Origin of the sequence: Streptococcus sp. Marseille-Q5986, from assembly GCF_946902915.1 — a bacterium.
Lineage (GTDB): Bacteria > Bacillota > Bacilli > Lactobacillales > Streptococcaceae > Streptococcus.
This window is the reverse complement of record NZ_CAMPPY010000001.1, coordinates 508,995-529,354: the sequence shown is the minus strand read 5'-3', so window position 1 is coordinate 529,354 and position 20,360 is coordinate 508,995. Positions and strand designations below refer to the sequence as shown.

General features: G+C 40.8%; 11 protein-coding genes and 3 pseudogenes. 3 read left to right on the top strand and 11 right to left on the bottom strand.

What is annotated here, in order from left to right; genetic code table 11:
* Positions 1-37: 37 nt before the first annotated feature.
* The 8 genes and pseudogenes from murN to OVN21_RS02745 all read right to left on the bottom strand — a co-directional run bounded on the left by murN (position 38) and on the right by OVN21_RS02745 (position 13,864).
* Complete coding sequence (murN, locus tag OVN21_RS02780; protein ID WP_267247181.1) at positions 38-1,270, bottom strand: peptidoglycan bridge formation alanyltransferase MurN; 1,233 nt, start codon at positions 1,268-1,270, stop codon at positions 38-40.
* A 4-nt stretch (positions 1,271-1,274) separates the two neighbouring features.
* Positions 1,275-2,087 (bottom strand): annotated as a pseudogene (locus tag OVN21_RS02775) (peptidoglycan bridge formation glycyltransferase FemA/FemB family protein); the annotation flags it as partial.
* Positions 2,088-2,100: 13 nt separating this feature from the next.
* A complete protein-coding gene (locus OVN21_RS02770; RefSeq protein ID WP_267247180.1) occupies positions 2,101-2,880 on the bottom strand; it encodes an alpha/beta hydrolase in 780 nt (259 codons plus the stop codon).
* A 66-nt stretch (positions 2,881-2,946) separates the two neighbouring features.
* Positions 2,947-4,608 (bottom strand): ribonuclease J, encoded by a 1,662-nt coding sequence (locus OVN21_RS02765; protein ID WP_267247179.1) that lies wholly within the window; start codon positions 4,606-4,608, stop codon positions 2,947-2,949.
* Positions 4,609-4,897: 289 nt separating this feature from the next.
* Complete coding sequence (recJ, locus tag OVN21_RS02760; protein WP_267247178.1) at positions 4,898-7,120, bottom strand: single-stranded-DNA-specific exonuclease RecJ; 2,223 nt, start codon at positions 7,118-7,120, stop codon at positions 4,898-4,900.
* A 388-nt stretch (positions 7,121-7,508) separates the two neighbouring features.
* A pseudogene (locus OVN21_RS02755) lies at positions 7,509-8,654 on the bottom strand (IS110 family transposase).
* A gap of 327 nt (positions 8,655-8,981) precedes the next feature.
* On the bottom strand, positions 8,982-13,352 hold the full coding sequence (gene pulA, locus OVN21_RS02750) for a type I pullulanase (protein WP_267247177.1): 4,371 nt from the start codon (positions 13,350-13,352) through the stop codon (positions 8,982-8,984).
* Entirely contained in the window at positions 13,277-13,864 is a 588-nt protein-coding gene (locus OVN21_RS02745) for a KxYKxGKxW signal peptide domain-containing protein (protein ID WP_267247176.1), read from the bottom strand. Before OVN21_RS02745 ends, pulA begins: the two co-directional genes overlap by 76 nt.
* A 487-nt stretch (positions 13,865-14,351) precedes the next feature.
* Between OVN21_RS02745 and OVN21_RS11120 the strand changes: the two are divergent.
* Positions 14,352-14,432 (top strand): annotated as a pseudogene (locus tag OVN21_RS11120) (SAM-dependent methyltransferase); the annotation flags it as partial.
* Positions 14,433-14,873: 441 nt separating this feature from the next.
* Here OVN21_RS11120 and OVN21_RS02740 read toward each other — a convergent pair.
* Both OVN21_RS02740 and OVN21_RS02735 read right to left on the bottom strand, forming a co-directional pair.
* Positions 14,874-15,311 (bottom strand): Rrf2 family transcriptional regulator, encoded by a 438-nt coding sequence (locus tag OVN21_RS02740; RefSeq protein ID WP_267247175.1) that lies wholly within the window; start codon positions 15,309-15,311, stop codon positions 14,874-14,876.
* A gap of 72 nt (positions 15,312-15,383) precedes the next feature.
* A complete protein-coding gene (locus OVN21_RS02735; RefSeq protein ID WP_267247174.1) occupies positions 15,384-16,226 on the bottom strand; it encodes a metallophosphoesterase family protein in 843 nt (280 codons plus the stop codon).
* 197 nt (positions 16,227-16,423) lie between these two features.
* Here OVN21_RS02735 and OVN21_RS02730 point away from each other — a divergent pair, with 197 nt between their 5' ends.
* Positions 16,424-16,798 carry a hypothetical protein gene (locus OVN21_RS02730; RefSeq protein ID WP_267247173.1) on the top strand — a complete coding sequence of 125 codons (375 nt, stop codon included), beginning with the start codon at positions 16,424-16,426 and terminating at the stop codon, positions 16,796-16,798.
* 333 nt (positions 16,799-17,131) lie between these two features.
* A complete protein-coding gene (gene thrS, locus OVN21_RS02725; RefSeq protein ID WP_267247172.1) occupies positions 17,132-19,075 on the top strand; it encodes a threonine--tRNA ligase in 1,944 nt (647 codons plus the stop codon).
* A 154-nt stretch (positions 19,076-19,229) separates the two neighbouring features.
* On the opposite strand, the gene OVN21_RS02720 is transcribed toward thrS, so the two are convergent.
* Positions 19,230-20,279, bottom strand: a complete 1,050-nt coding sequence (locus OVN21_RS02720; RefSeq protein ID WP_267247171.1) for a DUF389 domain-containing protein — start codon at positions 20,277-20,279, stop codon at positions 19,230-19,232.
* Between the last annotated feature and the right edge of the window lie 81 nt (positions 20,280-20,360).

Sequence of the window (20,360 nt, the reverse complement as noted above, 5' to 3'; positions counted from 1 at the left end):
ACAAGCTGAAAGAAAGCTAAATACTGGCTTTTTCATCTTAACGTCCTAATATTTTTTTGAATAACTGAATAGCTTTGTATTTTAAAGGCGATGGATGACAACGGAAAGTTCCTGTTTTACGTACAATATAGCCATTAAAATTTTGTTTAAAACGCAAAACACCATCACTACCATCAAAAATCCCTTGAATCCCTAGGAAGTTGTATTTAGGTATTCCACGTTTTATGCTTTCCAACATAACATATTTTTGAAGTAGCGCAGGGGCATAGAACTTATTAAATTCAGTGTAGGAACCACTAAAGAGATAAGTTGTTTCCTGAGGCATATAAACAAATAAACTCCCGGCTAAAACAATATCTTCTTCTCCATATTTTTCAATCAAGTCTCTCGCTTCTGCTTTTCGAACTTCAAACGTTTCAAATTGACTAGAATATTCTCTCAGTTGATTTTGTTTTTTCTCAGAATGAGGATTTTTACTCAAATCAAGTCGCAACTTGTCCAAGATTTCTTCTAGTTTACTTTGCTCACCTTGCAATTTACTCAAATATTCCGAAAAATTCAATGTTGCTATGAGAAACTCCGCTTGTTCTCCAAAAGCATCATAAAAATGCTCATAATATTCTAAACTTTTATCACTATATTCTCTACGCTCAGAGGTTTCTTTTGTGATGTTCTTAAAAATTGATAGTTCTTCACGTTTTAACTTTTTCAACCGAATGCCAAAAGTTTCAGCCTTTTTCACCAAAGGCTTCCCCTTTTTACTAAAACTTTTAAGTAAATTCTTTTCAGTTAAATCAGTCAAATCCTTATAATATAACCAATTCGGTTCTCCACCTGGATAACCTCTTGTCAATCCATCAAATTGATAACATAAATCAGTCAAACCTTGAATCATACTTTTTTTCTCAGTATCTATTGGATTACCTTCACTATCAAAAGTTTGATAAGTTTCATAAGGTTTTACAAGCAACTCTAATACACCATTTTGCTTGGCATATTCTTTTAACTCCGCATAAAAAACTGGAAGGGTATCTTGTTGGGTATAAATCGGCCCCGAATTGAGCTCCATATGCAGACCACCCAGCATGGGCAAGCTATAAACCAGAGCTGCAACTTGAATCTCTCCTTCTTGTTTCAAAGCAAGATAAACAATTCGAGCCCCTCTTTTTTCTAACAAGTCCCCCATCTGGACCGATTGCATAAAGGAACGAGAAGAAACCTGATCAGAATAAGCCTGAAACTCTTCTTTCGTGAGTGTTGTTAGTGCCATATACTTACTTTCTATGTTTTTTTCTTAATGTTTTACGGAAATCAAGAGCAAGTCTTAACAGAGGATAGAGAGGATGGGTAGGCATTGTAAATTCACCCAAATATTCTTCAATCGTTGGATTAAAATTAGCTTTAAAACGATAGAGTCCACCATCTAAAGCATTCTCGACGCCTCCTAAATTTTGCCACAAAATGCCACGTTCAAAGGAATATCGAGCTGTTTCATACCAGGTCAAAATAGGGGCTTTATAACGTCTAAAATCTTCATCCATTCCTGCGTATAGATTGACAGAAGTTTGTCCGAATTCTAAAGTCAAGGTAGCCGCTAAGGGAACTCTTGCTTGACCTGCATCCATATATTCCTGCAGGAAAGTCAATTCCTCTAGCAAACGTTCTTTTTCCTTCTTCTGCGCTTCTACTTTTGAAGTGCGAGTTGACTCAGTAAAGGTCTCTTCCAAGGCTCTGTTTTTCGCTAACTGTTCTTCTAATTCTTGCGAACGTTTAGAGACATCCAAGGTTGCCAAGGTGATGTAGGACTTGTCCTTAAAATTATCTAACAACTTTTTATAATAGGCTTCATTCCTCAAATGAATCTCTTTCCGCTTCTCGGTTTTTTTCATCAAAAAGGAAAAAGGATCTAATAATTCAGTTCCACCAAATTGAATCTCTACTCCCTTATTTTGCGCTGTTCGAATAGCCTGTTTTGTTGACTTGGAAAGTTTATCTTCTTCAAAATTTTCCTTGTATATTTTCGCCTGAATACGAGGTTGAATGGTGTCTCCCATTTCCTCCGTTTTTCCTGACCACCTTACCCCCATGCTGAAGTTCAAACTAAGTCAATCTCTCTTCTAATTTGAAAACAATTGGCAAGGTTGCTAAAAAGCCTTCCAATTGTTTTTCCCAGTAGTACCATTCGTGACTTCCAGCGCTATGGCTATAGGTCACATCAAAACCTAATTTTTTGAGATTTTTCACTGCTAGATTATTGGCTTCATACAAGAAATCCTGCTCGCCACACCAAGCCCAAAGCTTGGTCTTTTTATCCGATTTTTTAGCCAGACTTTCAAGAGAATAGGGGCTAGCTGTCCAATCTTTAATCTCCCCAAAAACACCTCTCCAATAAGCTGGTGTTCCCAAATCTTGGCTCTCAGGAGAAAAATCTTGAAAGCTAAGGGCGCCTGAAAAACTAGCTGCGTGAGAAAAACGATTTGTTGCAAGAGCCAGTTTGAAACAGCCGTAACCTCCCATAGAAAGACCAGCGATAAAGGTCTTTTCACGCTTGCTCGTCATATTAGGGAAGAAGCGTTTCAAAACCTCTGGCAATTCCTCTGCTAGAGCCGTGTAATAATCAAAACCATACTGGGTATCGGTGTACCAACCGTTGCTGGTATTGGGCATGACAACGATAAGATTAGTAGCTCGAAGCAAGCGTTCTACATTGGTCCGCTTGAGCCAGCTATTATGATTACCAGACATCCCGTGCAAGAGGTACAAGACAGGGATATCTGTACACTCTGGTTTTTCCACTCGATTGGCATCAGGGTAGAGGACATTCACTCCCCATTCCATATCCAAAACTTGTGAGTAATACTCGATTTTCATTACTGCCATAATTTTTCCTCTATTTTTCTATAAGAAAAAGCCGAAACTCGGCTTTCTCCCTGTTTATTCCAACAATTATTTCGCTTCCATGACTACTGGTAAAATAGCTGGACGACGCTTAGTTTGATCAAAGAGATACTTGGTCAGATTATCCCGAACCTTGCCTTTGAGATCTGCCCAGTCAAAGTCATCTCCTTGCAGATAGTCTTCTACCGTTTTGTTAATCAATTCTGAACTTTCACGGAGAATATCGCGACTCTTCTTGAGATAAACAAATCCACGCGTGTGAACACGAGCCTTGGCTACAATTTTCTTCTCACGACGGTTAACGGTGATTGCGACGATGAAAATTCCATCTTCTGACAAGACCTTACGGTCACGAAGAACCACATTTCCAACATCACCAATAGCATTCCCGTCAATCAAGACATCCCCTGCCGAAACCGCGCCAGCTGGGACAAAGTCCCCATTCTCATAAGCCATGCTGGTTCCCTTTTTAGGAATGAATATGCGTTCTGGCAACATACCAACTGCCATGGCAGCCTTGGCATGGGCATCCAACTCACGGTATTCCCCTTGAATTGGGAAGAGATATTTCGGTTGCAAGAGATTGATCATCAACTGCAAGTCACGCGCATTTCCATGCCCTGATACATGTAAACTTTGGGTAATCAATTTGACAACCCCTCCTGCCTGATAAATCATATTTTCCACACGCGCAACGAAGGCTTCTTTAGCAATAGACGGAGCCGTAGCAATATAGACCAGGTCCCCATCCTTGATTTCTACATAACGATGGCGACCAATCGACATCTTACGAAGTCCATTGATGGGTTCACCCATACGACCTGTCTCAAGAATAATCAACTCATGGTCTTCAAAGCGAGACATATCTTTCGGCTTAATCAAGAGAATTTCGTTGGCTAAAGACAACTTCTTGAGGCGAATAGCAGTACGAACGATATTTTCAATATCAAATCCTGTCAAGACGATACGTCGACCTGTTTTATCCGCAGCGTCAAAAATCTGCTGGATACGAGAAAGGTTACTGGAAACAGCTGCAACGATGATACGACCTTCCCAGTCAGCAATGGTTTGGGTAATTTCATCCCTAACTTCACTTTCACTAGCTACTTGGATATTGCTGTCCGCATTGGCCGAATCACTGAGGAGAGCCAGGACGCCGTCACGACCGATTTCTGCCAAACGAGCGAAGTCTGTCGCATAGGATTCACTAGCTGTCTGGTCAAATTTGAAGTCCCCTGTATAGACGATGCTACCTTCAGCCGTCTTCAAGACAATTCCCAGGCTCTCTGGAACGGAGTAAGTCGTAGGGAAGAAGGAAACCACTGTCCCACCAAAATCAATCTCCGTATTCTCATCAATGACATGGAAATCATTGAATTTCTTAACGGCATCATTTCCTTTGACAAAGAGTTTGGCCAACTCAATGGTCAGCTCAGATCCAAATACAGGCACCTTGGCTTCAGCCAAGAGATAAGGCAGGGCACCAATGGCATCCGCATGTCCGTGGGTCAAGAAGACACCAGCGATACGGTCGCTATTTTCAAAAAGGTAGTCCATATTTGGAATAACGACGTCTACCCCTAGTTGTTCATTTTCGGGATATTTTAACCCTACATTCAAAACAAAAATGGACTCTCCAATTTCAGCAATGTACATATTTTTCCCATTTTCACGTACACCACCAAGTGTTGTTAAACTAATATTACTCATTTTTCCTCCAAAATCTTAGTTTATCTTGATTATAGGGTTACTTACCCTCTTATTCTAAAAGTACTATTACTTTTATACTCTTCGAAAATCAGCTTCAAACCACGTCAGCTTCCATCTACAACCTCAAAGCAGTGCTTTGAGCAACCTGCGGCTAGCTTCCTAGTTTGCTCTCTGATTTTCATTGAGTATTAGCCGAATCTTTTCCTACCATTATACCATTTTTTTGATGATTTTCAAAATGAAGATTTGTTTTCAAAAAAGAGCTGGTTGCCCAACTCTTTCCAATCTGCTATTCTTTTTCCATCAAAAAGTCATAGATTTCTTGCACGGTACCCAGGGCCATCATTTCTTGGTCTTTAACGGTTTGTTTGAGATTTTGGTAAATCTGACTTTCTCCTATTTCTCGCTTTGGTGCCTCTTTATTGACTGTCATAACAGCATCTGTGATCGTCACAAAGCCTAGTTCTTCAAACACTTGAATCATCTTGATCAGCAAGATTTGTTGAATATTGAGATAAGCAGCCAAATCTTTCAGCTTGTAGCGAATATCAAACTCTGGGAACTGGTAAATAGTCTTGTACAATTTGGCAAACTGCTCTCTAGTTCCATAACCTGTCAGATAATAGGCTTTGTCAATGTCATTTTTGAAATAGACAGCAGAGAAATGCTGTTCCTGAAAAATGGTCTTCAGCAGGGTCATATCCTCAGGAATAGTTTTTACGATAACCGCGTCACTAGTCGCTAAATCTGGCACTTCTCCAGCAAAATCCAAGACTGGAACCCCTTCTGGCAAGACTGCATTTTTCCCACGAATGTTAAAAAGTTGAACACCTTCCACTCGCGCATCCACCATCATCAACTGGAGAGCAGTTTGGCCATTCCATTGGTTGACAGACAATTTGACTGCCAACTCTAGATTCTTGGTTTGACCAAATTCTGTTGCCCATCTCCCTTGTCCAAAGGCCACCACTTCAAAACTAGCCTCACCCTTGGAAATTTTCAGCTTGAGATGGGCATTGCCTGCTCCCATAGTACGAGCACTTTCAACCTGAAAATCCTTAATATAAAAGACTGGTTTCTGATTGTTCATTCCAAAAGGTGCCAAACGCTCAAAGTTCTTGACTGTTTCAAGACTCAAAGTCTCCAAATCCAGCTCTTCATCTAGATTTAACTTGTTCTTACCACCAGCATCTGCACCCTTTTCACGGACATAATCTTCCAAGACCTGAGATAAATCTGAAAGTTTCTCAACCTCCAGCGTCATTCCTGCTGCGCCAGCATGACCGCCAAAAGCGATAAAAAGATCGCGATGGGGATCTAGGGCTTCAAAAATATCGACCGCTTCCACACTACGAGCACTTCCCTTGGCACGACCGTCTTCTATATGAAGAACGATGACTGTCTGTCCCAATTCTTCCAACAAACGACCAGCCACGATACCTAGAACCCCAGGATTCCAGCCTTCCTTAGCCAAAACCTGGACCTTCTTCTCAGAATCCACCATGGTCTTAGCTTCTTCATAGATAGACTGAACAATTTCCTTGCGCTCTTCATTTTTCTGGTGAATCATGAGAGCAATCTCATGCGCCTCCTCATCATCAAACCCAGTCAGCAAATCAATGGCAGGATTGGGATCATCCAAGCGCCCCAAGGCATTTAAACGAGGAGCAATCTGGAAACCAACCGTTTCTTCTGCTACTTCGTTGGCAACAATCCCAGCCATATCCATCATTTCTTGCAGACCAATGCGCTGGGTATGACCCAACATTTCCAGACCATATTGAACCAAGATACGATTTTCATCCGTCAGGCTCACCATATCTGCAATGGTTCCGATAGCAACCAAATCCAGTAGTTCCACTTGCACTTCTTCTAAAAGGGCACAAGCCAGCTTGAAGGCCACTCCACAACCAGCCAAATATTTGAAAGGATAGTCCGCATCCGGATGCTCAGGATGGACAATGGCATAAGCATCTGGCAAAGTTTCAGGCATGGAATGGTGGTCGGTCACAATGACATCCACTCCCATAGACTGGGCCAATTCAATGGCTTCGTGACCAGCAACCCCATTATCCACTGTCAGAATCAAGGAAATCCCTTCCTGCTCGATAAAATATTTATAGACACTAGCATTGGGACCATAGCCATCGGTAAAACGATTTGGCAGGTAAACTCTGCACTCGGCACCAAGCTGTTCCAAACTTTCCTTCACAATCGAAGCCGAGGTCATACCATCCGCATCGTAGTCTCCATAGATGAGAATATTTTCCCCTTCTTCGATGGCCAGACGAATACGAGCCACTGCCTTGTCCATATCATGGAGCAGATAAGGATCGTGCAAGTCCTCCAGGGAAGGTTCTAAAAACTTCTTTAGACTTTCTTCATCCTGAATCCCTCTTTCAAATAATAAGCGAGCCACCTCAGGACCCAGTCCAGCCTTCTTGGCTATCTTTGTAAAATCCGCATCTTCAACCTGCGGGGCAAACTGCCATTCATAAGTAGGTGTTATCAAAAAGACATCCACTCTTTCTAAGAATTCTATTGCTTCATTATAACATGATTTCTAGATTTTCTCTATTTAGGCTTACTTTTACAAAGATAGCATCAGCCCCAGCGACAAAAGTATAGAGCCACTTTATATTAAAACCAAAGCCCAATATAAATACACTTTATAATTTCTGTGTTGTGTCACCCCACCGAAAAGAGTACAATTCTTTGATGATTGACAACTTTAAAAACCCACATTTTTATCACCCTTAACTCAAAAAGATAGACTATAAGAAAAGACAATAATTTTATCTAACATACTTCTTGTTTCAAAATTGATGATTTTAGAGTAGGGCAAAGAATCCTTGAAAAAGTCTATTTTTTCAAAAGTTATCTTGTGCTAAATTTAGAAGTTAGGTCACTTTTTGTTCGTCAAAGAGTAGCCTGTTTTTGAGGAGATAAAACAGGGTTCTGATAAGTTTTTTTGCAAGGTGAATGATGGCTAGATTGTAATGTTTTCCTTGCTCTAACTTAGTCCTAAGATAGGCCTTAAAAGCAGGGGCAAAGCGAGCACTTGTTTTGGCAGCTTGTATGAGCGCTCAACGCAGATGAGGGGAACCCCGTTTGAACACATTCCCTGCTAAATCGTTCTGACCTGACTGGTAAATAGAGAGAGCTGGCCAGCGAAAGCTTGTAATTGAGCATCATTTATCAAAGGCATGAATATTTCGAATCTCAGCCAAGATGACGACACCTAAACGATTCCTAATCCCAGTAACCGTCGTGATGACCGAGTTGATCTCAGCCATCAAGTCATTGACTTGTTTTTCCGTCTTTTCAATGAGTATGTTATAATGCTTGATGTTTTCAATGATTTCGATGAGTTCGAATTCACGAGCAGGAGATGTTGTGCCAATAGAACCACGTGCGACCGAGAGAATATCCTGAGTTTTAGGAGCGGTCAGCCATTTCATTTCTATCCGATTATCAAATCCTGTCTCAAGCATTTTCTGAGGGTTAGGGTAGCGTGTCAAGAGTTGGTAGGTATATTCTGAATGCTTTCCAACGATTTTATCCAACTCAGGAAAGATGATATCAAGACAGCGAGTGTATTGTACTTTCCAATCAGACTGTTTCTTCTTGAGTCGATGAATATGTCTAGTTAGGATTTTTAGTTCTTCTTGTCGCTTATCGTGTTGAAATTATTCACGGTTTGAGTCAGAAAGAAGTTTAAGAGCGATGACATGAGCATCTTTCTTATCCGTTTTAGTCTTTCGAAGTGATAATGATTTGGCAAATTCCTTGATGAGCAAAGGATTGTAGGTGTAAACTTTATATCCTTGTTTATGCAAGAAGTTCAATAGATTAAAGCCATAATGTCCAGTATCTTCAAGAGCGATGAGACAGTCTTGGTTGAGCTGTCGAAGAAACTGACCTAAGATTTCAAAACCAGCTCTGGTATTTGAAACAGTGAGTGGTTTGAGAACAGTTTTTCCTTGGGCATTCAAGGCTGTAACATCGTGTTTATTTTTAGCGACATCAATGCCAACATAAAGCATAGGAGTACCTCCAGATATAGTATTCAAGTCCACTTGGTTATCCACGAACTTTTTGCCTTGTTACCTTACACGAGATAAAACGCCTATGCCTTATCAAACTCATTACCAATTGAAACAAAAAGCTGTGGTTAGAGCCTTTCAGAAATCGTCAAGCGATTGGAGGAAATGAACTAATCCACAGCGGCTTATTCCAAGTGTACCACTTGGGTTTCGGCAGTAGCTAACTGTACTATACATAATATAAAGAGAAGACCAAACTGGTCCTCTCCAAATTTTAGTTTTTATGAACCAATTATAGTTGACAGAGAGCCTACGTTTTCTAAATCTTTATTCATCTTTTTTCTTCATCAAGAGCACTCCTGTCAATGCCATTAGGAGGCCGAGAAGGAAGGATGAATCCGATGCTGTTCCTGTATTTGGTAATGTTGCAGCTTTCTTGTTTACCTGCTCTTGGGTAGGAGATTCTGTTTTGCCTTTCTTCACTTGTGTCACAGTCGACTTGTTCATTTGGTCCTGTGTAGGAGTTTCTGGCGTACTTGGCAGTGTTGGTTTCTCTTCCCTAGTTCCCACTTCCACAATCTGATCCACTGGGATTTTGGAGATAAAGCTATCACGTGTCATGCGCCCTGTTTCTTGGCCATTCTTAACAGTAATTTCAACCAAAGTTGTCTTCTCACCGACCTTACCTTCTTGAACAATTTTTCTTGTTCCCTTAGGCAATTGTGGATTTGCTCGTTCTATGGTCTGGAATGGAACCGTTTCTGTCACCACATCCAAGCGTGGTTTCTCTTCTATCGGCGCTGTTGCTCCCTCATCTGGAGTAACCTGTTCTACCGGCTTACCAATTTCTACAATCTGATCCACTGGAGTTTTAGAGATAAAGCTATCACGTGTCATGCGCCCTGTTTCTTGGCCATTCTTAACAGTAATTTCAACCAAAGTTGTCTTCTCTCCAACCTTACCTTCTTGAACAATTTTTCTTGTTCCCTTAGGCAATTGTGGATTTGCCCGTTCTATGGTCTGGAATGGAACCGTTTCCGTCACTACATCCAAGCGTGGTTTCTCTTCTACCGGCGCTGTTGCTCCCTCATCTGGAGTAACCTGTTCTACCGGCTTACCAATTTCTACAATCTGATCCACTGGAGTTTTAGAGATAAAGCTATCGCGAGTAACACGACCTGTTTCTTGACCGTTTTCAATAGTCACTTCAACCAAAGTCGTCTTCTCTCCAACCTTACCTTCTTGAACAACTTTTCTGGTTCCTTTCGGTAATTGTGGATTTGCTCGTTCTATGGTCTGGAATGGAACTTCTTCCGTTACTACATCCAAGCGTGGTTTCTCTTCTATCGGCGCTGTTGCTCCCTCATCTGGAGTAACCTGTTCTACCGGCTTACCAATTTCTACAATCTGATCCACTGGAGTTTTAGAGATAAAGCTATCGCGAGTAACACGACCTGTTTCTTGACCGTTTTCAATAGTCACTTCAACCAAAGTCGTCTTCTCTCCAACCTTACCTTCTTGAACAACTTTTCTGGTTCCTTTCGGTAATTGTGGATTTGCTCGTTCTATGGTCTTGAATGGAACTTCTTCCGTTACTACATCCAAGCGTGGTTGTTCTACTGATGGAGCTTTGACACCTTCATCCGGAGTAACTTGCCATACTATCTTCTCATAGGTTACCGTGATTTCGACATTTATTTTTGTGCTTTGAGCTGGAACTTCAGATAGGTTATTGCTGGGTTCGCTAGTCTGTTTGACCTTATATCCTTCCACTTGTGGATGCGGAACTGCTTTGAAGTTATATTCTGATTCTAATACCCACTTGACATTCTCTGTATCTACTGGTTTTCCATCAGCACCAAGTATCACCTCACCATTTGCAACTGTCAATTCTCCTTGAGCATTAGTTGCAATGTAGTTTTTCTCGATGATCTTATCCTCTTGTGAAACTCCATCAAGGATGTTTTGACGGTAACCCAGTACCTTTTCATTCTCCGCACCGATACCAGATTTTACATAGCTGAATTTCTTTTGAGGGTCTGTTTGCTGTACTGTTACACGTGTTGTTTCTTGGACTTTATCAGGAGAAACTGTTTCTCCATTTGTATTGACATAGCGGATGGTTTCGCGTACAACACTCTCGTTTGTAATCTTAGCTTTTGGTAAGTATAAGATTGTCGCAGACAGCTTATCCATCGTGATAGTCTTACTACCGTTAACTTTGCCAATCTTGTCATACAAGTTCTTAGAGTTAGTAGCGACCACATAAGCATTGCTAAAGTCGTTAATATCGCCGCGGTTCTTGTCAGAACCATAATAATAACTGTTTTCTCCCAAAGTTAGGCTAGAGTTGTTGTCTGAAAAAGTATTATTATTAAAGACAGCAAGATAGCGATCACCGTTTTCCTTGGTCAATTCATAAGTAACGATACCTGATCCTTTTTGAGCATTGGTGATTTTCATGTGTTTGAAAATCTCCTTTTGATAGTCAGACAGGTGCCACAAAGGTTCATTTTTTCGCAAGCTGATCAGTGATTTAGTGAAGTTTACTGCATCTGCATTTTTGTTGACAAGCCCCCAATCAATCTTGTTTTTCTCATCACCAGCATTATAGGTGTTATGTGAGTTTGACTTGGAACGGAGAAATTCTTGACCATGTTGTGAAAAATGAATCCCTTGAGAGAGAGCACTCATGGCTGTGGCTAACTCGACACGATTCATGTGTTCTTCTTCTGTATCATCAGGATTATAATGTTTGAGCAAGTCACTCAAGGTCATACCATCATGTACTTCTACATAGTTGAGTTGTTGAGAAGCATTAGCAAAACTACGACCATGACCCCCCATGAGACTGTCGACTAAGGTCTTTATTTTTCCTTCATCATGCTTATAATCTGATTGACGATTAACGAATCCTGGAGGGTTGCCATTGTCATAATGAGAACCTGCGATGGAATCACGTCCAACACTATCAAAATAGCCAACTTCTGGGGTATCTTTGGCATTGCCGACACTAGCTGGCTTGTCACCGTCTTTTTCTAAATATTTACCCATGCTGTCCCAACCTTCACCGTAGGTTACGATGTTAGGGTCAATCTTGTTGATTGCTTCACGAACAGCTTTCATCGTTTTCACGTCGAGGTCGCTCATAGCGTCAAAACGGAATCCATCCATTCCGTATTCCATCGCCCAGTAAGCAACTGAGTTGACGATGTACTGACGCATCATTTCGGAGTTGGAGCGTATGGCATTTCCTACGCCGACATCATTGTTCATCTTTCCATCTCTATTAATGGCATAATAGTAGCCAGGAACTGTGTATTCAAAAGGATTGCTTTGTCCATCATAGAGGTGATTGTAGACGACATCCATGACGAGATTTAAGCCTGCATCATGGAGTTTTTGAACCATGGTCTTGACTTCACGGATACGATTTTCAGGGTCACTTGGATCCGTCGCATAGGAACCTTCAGGGACATTGTAGTTTTTAGGATCATATCCCCAGTTTTGTTGGTCATTCGCTGAGAATTCCTTAGAAATTTCGTTGTTTTTTGGATCGTTCTTTTCTAGTTCAGGAACTGTTTGATAGTCATAGATAGGCATGATTTGGAGATAGTTTACTCCGAGATAACGTAGATAGTCTAGTCCTGTCTTTTTGCCTGTTTTTGGATCAGTTGTCCCTTTCTCAACAAGTCCAAGATAGTTCCCTTTATTTGCTTCTGTTACACCCGAGCTTTTATCGATAGAGAAGTCACGTACGTCAACTTCGAGTACACTCAACTTTGTTTTAGAGTTCACACGCTTATTCTGACTAACAGTAACTTTCCCTCCAACAGTAGTTGGATCTAAAATAACAGAGCGTTTCCCGTTTTTGACAACTGCTACTGAGTAAGGATCCTGGGTGGTAACTGTTTCCGCAGGACCGTTGTACATTTTAGCAATCTGTGCATGAGAAGCGGTGGATGAGAGTTCTTCTTTTGTGTCTTTAGATGCAGAAGCAGAATTGACATATTTGTCTCCGCGTTTTTTCCATACACCTGGTTTTTCCTCATACCAATCTTCCGTCTTCTGGATGAAGTAAGCTTTAGGTATGGTGAGGGTGTAATCGTAAGCAACCTTATCAAGTGTTTTCAATGTTGACGCTACTTCACTTGGTTTTAGATGATAGCTCCAAAGTCCAATTGTGTTTTTAGTATGGTCATTTTGATTTTCATCGGTCCCACGAGTCATTTCAAATTGTTTCAGAAGAGGGGCATTTTCTGCTGTTGATTGATAAATATTTAAAGTAACTTTCTCTGCGGTCGGTGCCCAGACATTGATAGTTGCGCTGCCGTCAGCATGTAGGGTCGCTCCCAATGCTCCTTTAGAACCGACAACATCAAATTTACCTTGCTTATTTACGACTTTATCGGTATAGCCATACTTTTTATCAAATTCTGGAGTTTGGACATTCAAAAACTGTGAATACCAGCCATCTGCACCATGGTAGATGTCAACAGCACTTGCTTTGAGGACAGTTGCCGTCATGTCTTCTTGACCACTGACTTTAGTTGCTCCAGACCATTCTCCCTTGTCAGTAATAATATATTGGAAAGATTGTACATCTGCGTCTGGCTTGACTGTTAGGACACGCTCCCCCCCCTTTTTTCCATTTTTAAGAAGCGTCCGCTGGTCTGGTGTTGAGCAGTATCTCCCCAAACCCAGGCATAGTAGTCTCTTGTATCACCAGCTGCTGGTTTGTAGTGGATGCGTACATCTTGAGCGACCTGAGCTACTGGTTTTAGCTTATCCGCTGTTGAGACAGCATTCTTGACTATCTGTTCATTTACAGCAGTATCCACTGTATGTTCTTTGTTTTCAGTGTTAACTGATGTTAATTCGGATTGTTCTTTACTGTCTTTACTTTTTGATACAGTCTCTCGTTCATTATTCTCTTTCCCAGCTTGCTCACCAGATGTTGCTACAACTGTGGAAGAGATAGTCTTATCATCTCCCACAGATACATCTTTTTGAATTTTTTCAGGGGAATCCTGTGGTATACTGTACACCTCTTCTATCACTGCGGGATTTGTGGGAACGGGGCTGTCTGCAAACGCTTTCGACTCTCCCCCTAATAAAACACTGGCGATAACAGCAGTACCAAACAACCAGCGTTTCCCTGATTTCCACATCCTAAACCCACGCAAGGTTTTCGTCTCTTTAATAGCCATAACATACTCCTTTGATATATTTCATCACCTTCTATTATGCAATCGTTTTCAAAAAAAGTCAAGTGTTTTGATTTAAAATATTTTATTTTCTCGTTATAACATAAAATATAACAAAAAAATAGCTATTCTGCTATACTAAAGCAAGTCAATGATTTCCACAAGGTCAAGCTAAAGTATAACACCGTTTCAGAAATGTTTAGTTTGAGACAAGCACTGCCAACTCCTACGTCTGGAGTTTCCTCCACTTGCAGAGTAAACGGTTGTTGCATTATGATAGAAATGGACGTTCACTTTATCTGGATTTATATTTACCAGTTTTTTGTAACAGCTCGTGCAAAGTTACCTCTTATGAGTCCAGTAGAATGGAGCTTCAGCAAAAATAGGTCTAATGAATTCATATCAGCTTTTAAATGCAATCGCGGAGGATTAGAAAACCAGTTAAGTATTTTTCTGGTAAAATGATTTACTTTGTGTTAAACTAACAAACATGGAACATCATTTTAATCCTAAAGCAGAATCATTTGATTCTCCCAAAAATAAATTTCTCGCTGACTTTACTTGTCAAGAATGGAGAAACAATTTTCTCAGAATGGTTTTTCATCAACTAAAACTCAGGTGTTCTACAGTGCAGATGGACTCTTTTTAAGGAATTATGCTGAACTGTTCGTAACGTCAACACAGAAGTCCTAATCACATATACATCAAAGGATTTAATTCTGGATTGAACAGGACTAGATCCTTTTATTTTTTCTCAGCCTTCTTTATTCCTCATTAACTACTGAGCAAAGTTACAAAATCATCATAAAATTACTTCCCTCAAAATCGTCAAGTATGATGAAAAGCTTGATTCTCAAGGAACACAAATTGCCTAGAAGTATGGAGGCGATACTTATGATGGGAACAATTTTCTTTGATTCCATTATTTTTTCAAAGAATAACTAGAAAAACTAAAGGAAAGCTAGGTTATTCTAGTTATTTTTGAGTTTTTCATAGTTGATAATCAAGGATTTTAAATCCCCTTGCCTACTTCTGCATCTGCTACAATTTCGGCGAGATTTGTCTGGCTCAGTTGTTTTTCCATCGCCTGCTGTGTTTCGATTAGCTTATGATCCAAGATCTTATGAATATTGGCCCCTACTGGACAGTTAGGATTAGGATTGTCATGAAAACGAAAGAGTTTGCCAGATTTCCCCAAACATTCGACAGCCTGATACACATCAAAAAGATTGATATCTCGGAGGTCCTTTATAATTTCGGTACCACCTGTCCCACGAGCAACTGAAATCAATCCAGCTTTTTTCAGTTGCGACAAAGTCTTACGGATAATGACTGGATTAACTCCAACGCTAGCTGCGAGAAAATCACTGGTCACCTTGCTTTCCCGGCCCTTGATAGCAATGATAATGAGCATATGGGTCGCAATGGTAAATCGACTTGAAATTTGCATTTTGTTCCCCTTTCACCTGAGATTCTCATCATCTCTCTTCTCATACCCATTATACCCCTTTTTGATGTCATGTCAATCATTACTACCATCTAACCATGCATCCAACTCAATATCATGCCCCTGTTCTTGGGCAATCTCATACAGAAGTTCCTGGTTATGAGTATGGTGAATCCCATTTACCAAACTTTCATAATAGACCTGGAAATAGGGGAGCTTTAAATCTTTGGCCAACTGCAATTCGGCTTCTACATCATAATCCACTCGACGAAAATCAACATCAGCCAAACCTGCTTCATCAAACTCTAAGATCATATATTGGGCCCGCAGATCCTTACGTAATCCTGCATCTAAAAAGAAGGGTTGCCCAATGGACCCTGGATTAAGAATCAACTGTCCATCACTTCCATAACGAAGCAACTGTTGGTGGATATGACCATATACTGCGATAGAGGCATGCGGTTCCTTGACCAATCTATCAAAATCTTCTTGTTTTCCCCTATGAATCAACTCTCTACCCCAGTTTTTATCTGGGAGATGGTGAGTGATTCCTACCGTCAAATCACCAAACTGACGATGAACTTGCATGGGTTGATTGTAGAGGTCTTCGATTTCTTCAGGGCTGATTTCTTCTAAGATATATTGGCAGTGACGTAGGAGGTAGCGATGGCTAACTTTTGTCAAATCTAGCTTACGATGCAAGCCTCGCCAGAGACTATTCTCCCAATTTCCAAGAACTTTTACTGTGATGGGCAAAGCAGCTAAAAGATTCAATATCCTTCTACGTCCCGTTCCCGGCATAAGAATATCCCCCAAAAGCCAGTACTCATCTACCTTTGCCTTTTTAGCATCAGTCAGTACAGCTTCCAAGGCTGTCGTATTCCCATGTATGTCTGAAAGAACTGCTATTTTCGTCATCCTTTCTCCTCTTTTCCTCTTACTTCTTTTGTTAGTATTATAGCAGAAAACACTCAAAAAGAGCACTATCACTACTCACTGGATCAACTTGTAAAGGCTTCCAAGGTGTGCTATACTATATGTAGAGAGTTCCCCTTCGTTTAGGATCATGTGCTCTTCAACATCTCTCAATTTTTGCAGATTGGAGGACTATTGCCATGCGGAAATATCTTAAGTATATTCCATACTACCTTGTCCTATTTTTCTTTTACTGGCCTCTCTATGAGTTGCTTTTATTGCTGATATCTGATTCTTATACGCTGAAGGGACTTTACATTTATAACATTCTCCTCTTTTCTCCCCTAGTAACCTTTATCGTGTCGCTACTTTATAGCTATCGATTTCATTTCTCACTTTGGTGGCTACTTGGTATTGGTCTGATCTTTTGCTTTACCATCATCACCTTTGGTGAGTTCATCCTGCTTTACTTCCTAGCCTATGAACTCTTTGCCTTACTTGGCTTGGCTGCTGGCATGGGTATCAAGCATGTCTTCCAAAGAGAGAAAAACAAAAAAATTATACAAAAACCTTGAAAATTCTCGCAATCATGCTATAATAATCCATAGAGACAAGTCACTTAGTCCCTTTCTACTAGAGAGTGCGTGGTTGCTGGAAACGCATAGAGAGCCTAAACTGATACTACTCTTGAGTTTTTTATGAAAACATAAAACGGTGGCCACGTTAGAGCCAATCAGAGGTGTCCCTCTTTTTTGAGGAACATAAATGAAGGTGGAACCACGTTGCGACGTCCTTTTGAGGATGTCGCTTTTTGATTTATTAACGAAAAATCAAAAGGAATTTCTATTTATATTTCAAGGATACCTTCACTATAACTAGGCTAATAAAAACTTTATAAGGAGAAAACCATGATTAAGATTACTTTCCCTGATGGCGCTGTTCGTGAATTCGAATCTGGCGTAACAACTTTTGAAATTGCCCAATCTATCAGCAATTCCCTAGCAAAAAAAGCCTTGGCTGGTAAATTCAAGGGCAAACTCATCGACACGACGCGTGCTATCACTGAAGATGGAAGCATCGAAATCGTGACACCTGATCACGAAGATGCCCTGCCAATCTTGCGCCACTCAGCTGCTCACTTGTTTGCCCAAGCAGCTCGTCGCCTCTTCCCAGACATTCATTTGGGTGTCGGTCCAGCTATCGAAGATGGCTTCTACTACGATACGGACAATCAAGCTGGTCAAATCTCTAACGAAGACCTTCCTCGTATCGAAGAAGAAATGAAGAAAATCGTCAAAGAAAACTTCCCATCAATCCGGGAAGAAGTGACGAAAGACGAGGCCCGTGAAATCTTTAAAAATGACCCTTATAAGTTGGAATTGCTTGAAGAACACTCAGAAGACGAAGGTGGTTTGACTATCTACCGTCAAGGTGAATACGTAGACCTCTGCCGTGGACCTCACGTCCCTTCAACAGGTCGTATCCAAATCTTCCACCTTCTCCATGTAGCAGGTGCTTACTGGCGTGGAAATAGCGACAACGCGATGATGCAACGTATCTACGGTACAGCTTGGTTTGACAAGAAAGACTTGAAAAACTACCTTCAAATGCGTGAAGAAGCCAAGGAACGTGACCACCGTAAACTTGGTAAAGAGCTTGACCTCTTCATGATTTCTCAAGAGGTTGGTCAAGGGCTTCCATTCTGGTTGCCAAATGGTGCCACTATCCGTCGTGAGTTGGAACGCTACATCGTAGACAAAGAGCTAGCTTCTGGCTACCAACACGTCTACACTCCACCACTTGCGTCTGTTGAGCTTTACAAGACTTCTGGTCACTGGGATCATTACCAAGAAGATATGTTTCCAACTATGGACATGGGTGACGGTGAAGAGTTTGTCCTCCGCCCAATGAACTGTCCACACCACATTCAAGTCTTCAAACACCATGTTCACTCTTACCGTGAATTGCCAATCCGTATCGCTGAAATCGGTATGATGCACCGCTACGAAAAATCTGGTGCCCTTACTGGTCTTCAACGTGTACGTGAAATGTCACTCAACGACGGTCACCTCTTCGTTACTCCAGAACAAATCCAAGAAGAATTCCAACGTGCCCTTCAGTTGATTATCGATGTTTATGAAGACTTCAACTTGACTGAATACCGCTTCCGTCTCTCTCTTCGCGACCCTCAAGATACTCACAAGTACTTTGACAACGATGAGATGTGGGAAAATGCCCAAACCATGCTTCGCGCAGCCCTTGATGAAATGGGTGTGGACTACTTTGAAGCCGAAGGTGAAGCAGCCTTCTACGGACCAAAATTGGATATTCAAGTTAAGACCGCTCTTGGAAAAGAAGAAACTCTTTCTACTATCCAACTTGACTTCTTGCTTCCAGAACGCTTCGACCTTAAATACATCGGAGCTGATGGCGAAGAGCACCGTCCAGTTATGATTCACCGTGGTGTTATTTCAACTATGGAACGCTTCACAGCTATCTTGATTGAAAATTACAAAGGCGCCTTCCCAACTTGGCTTGCACCTCACCAAGTAACCCTCATCCCAGTATCTAACGAAAAACACGTGGACTACGCTTGGGAAGTAGCGAAGAAACTCCGTGACCGCGGTGTCCGTGCAGACGTAGATGAGCGCAATGAAAAAATGCAGTTCAAGATCCGTGCTTCACAAACAAGTAAGATTCCTTACCAATTGATCGTTGGGGACAAGGAAATGGAAGACGGAACAGTCAACGTTCGTCGCTACGGCCAAAAAGAAACACAAACTGTCTCAGTTGATGACTTTGTTCAAGCTATCCTAGCTGATATAGCCAACAAATCACGCGTTGAGAAATAAAACAATCACAGTCTGAGAAACATTTTTCAGAGCCAGAAAAAGCAACAACTATTTCAGCTGTTGCTTTTTTATCTTTTATTTAATCTAAGCTAGTAGTGATTGCTCAAACCACCACACAAGATTTATTTTCATGAGTTAGATAAGGTCAATATCCTCAATCCTTGTCTGCTTCATTTTCTTTTACGAGATCTTTTTGTGAATCTTTTTCAGAGAGTTTTTGATCGATATACTTGTTAATGGTTTCATAAAATTCCTTGGTCGTATCGCTGTCTAATTTTGTCGAATTATGAACTTGATTGACTTTCAATTGAACAGATTGGATACCGTAAGAGGCTTGTTTTTGATGGAGCGCTTCTAATTCTTCGTCTGAAATCGGATCTCCAACAACCGTCAAGACCAATTCATTGTTCCTTGACTTGTAGACTTGATTAATGACCGTGTGATTGGCGAACTCTTTTCCTACAAACTGTTTGATTCCTTCTTTTCGCGCTTGATCTATCGTCAGAGTGACTGCTGAATAACTGGCTGGAAGAGCCAATAATACAATCAAGGATGTCAAGCCAATTCTCATTTTAATATTTAGCTCTTTAAATGAACTTAAGGGAGATTTCCTCATCAAAATTCCTGTTCCAACAATGTTGGTTAGCATGATAAAGACACAATTGATCAAGAAAAGATAGAGAGCTCCAAATAAAAATCGTACATTTCCATTAGCTAAACCATAGCCTGCAGTACAGATAGGTGGCATCAGAGCTGTTGCAATGGCTACTCCTGGCACGATATTGTTTGCTTCTTTTTTCCTTGAACCAATTACGCCTGCTATCCCACCAGCAATAGCAATGAGCACATCCCAAATGGTTGGAGAAGTTCGTGCAATCAATTCGCTACTTGCATAAGATAAGGGAGAAATCCAGAAATACAGAGTCGAGACAAGCAAGCTGACCAATACTTGGGTAAATAAAACCTCTAGAGATTGCTTGATTAAACGCGTATCAAAAATAGCTAAACCAAATCCGAGTCCAACAATCGATGTCATAAGAGGAGAAATCAGCATGGCTCCAATAATGACAGCTGTTGAATTCATATTTAGGCCGATAGAGGCAATAAAAATCGCACACATCAAAATCACTGTATCTCTTAATCGAACATGAAGGTCATCATATAGTTTCTCGCGGAATTCACGTGTTGAATAGTTTCTGGTCATTGGTTACTCCTTTTATTTCATATAATCTTATTTCTGCATGGATGATGGTAGAGAGACTTTTGTCCAATCTTACATATTTTT

Coding starts and splice junctions, on each gene's coding strand:
- OVN21_RS02735 (WP_267247174.1), bottom strand. CDS start 16,226: ATGACGAAAATAGCAGTTCTTTCAGACATACATGGGAATACGACAGCC.
- OVN21_RS02770 (WP_267247180.1), bottom strand. CDS start 2,880: ATGGCAGTAATGAAAATCGAGTATTACTCACAAGTTTTGGATATGGAA.
- thrS (WP_267247172.1), top strand. CDS start 17,132: ATGATTAAGATTACTTTCCCTGATGGCGCTGTTCGTGAATTCGAATCT.
- OVN21_RS02745 (WP_267247176.1), bottom strand. CDS start 13,864: ATGGCTATTAAAGAGACGAAAACCTTGCGTGGGTTTAGGATGTGGAAA.
- OVN21_RS02740 (WP_267247175.1), bottom strand. CDS start 15,311: ATGCAAATTTCAAGTCGATTTACCATTGCGACCCATATGCTCATTATC.
- OVN21_RS02720 (WP_267247171.1), bottom strand. CDS start 20,279: ATGACCAGAAACTATTCAACACGTGAATTCCGCGAGAAACTATATGAT.
- OVN21_RS02765 (WP_267247179.1), bottom strand. CDS start 4,608: ATGAGTAATATTAGTTTAACAACACTTGGTGGTGTACGTGAAAATGGG.
- OVN21_RS02730 (WP_267247173.1), top strand. CDS start 16,424: ATGCGGAAATATCTTAAGTATATTCCATACTACCTTGTCCTATTTTTC.
- murN (WP_267247181.1), bottom strand. CDS start 1,270: ATGGCACTAACAACACTCACGAAAGAAGAGTTTCAGGCTTATTCTGAT.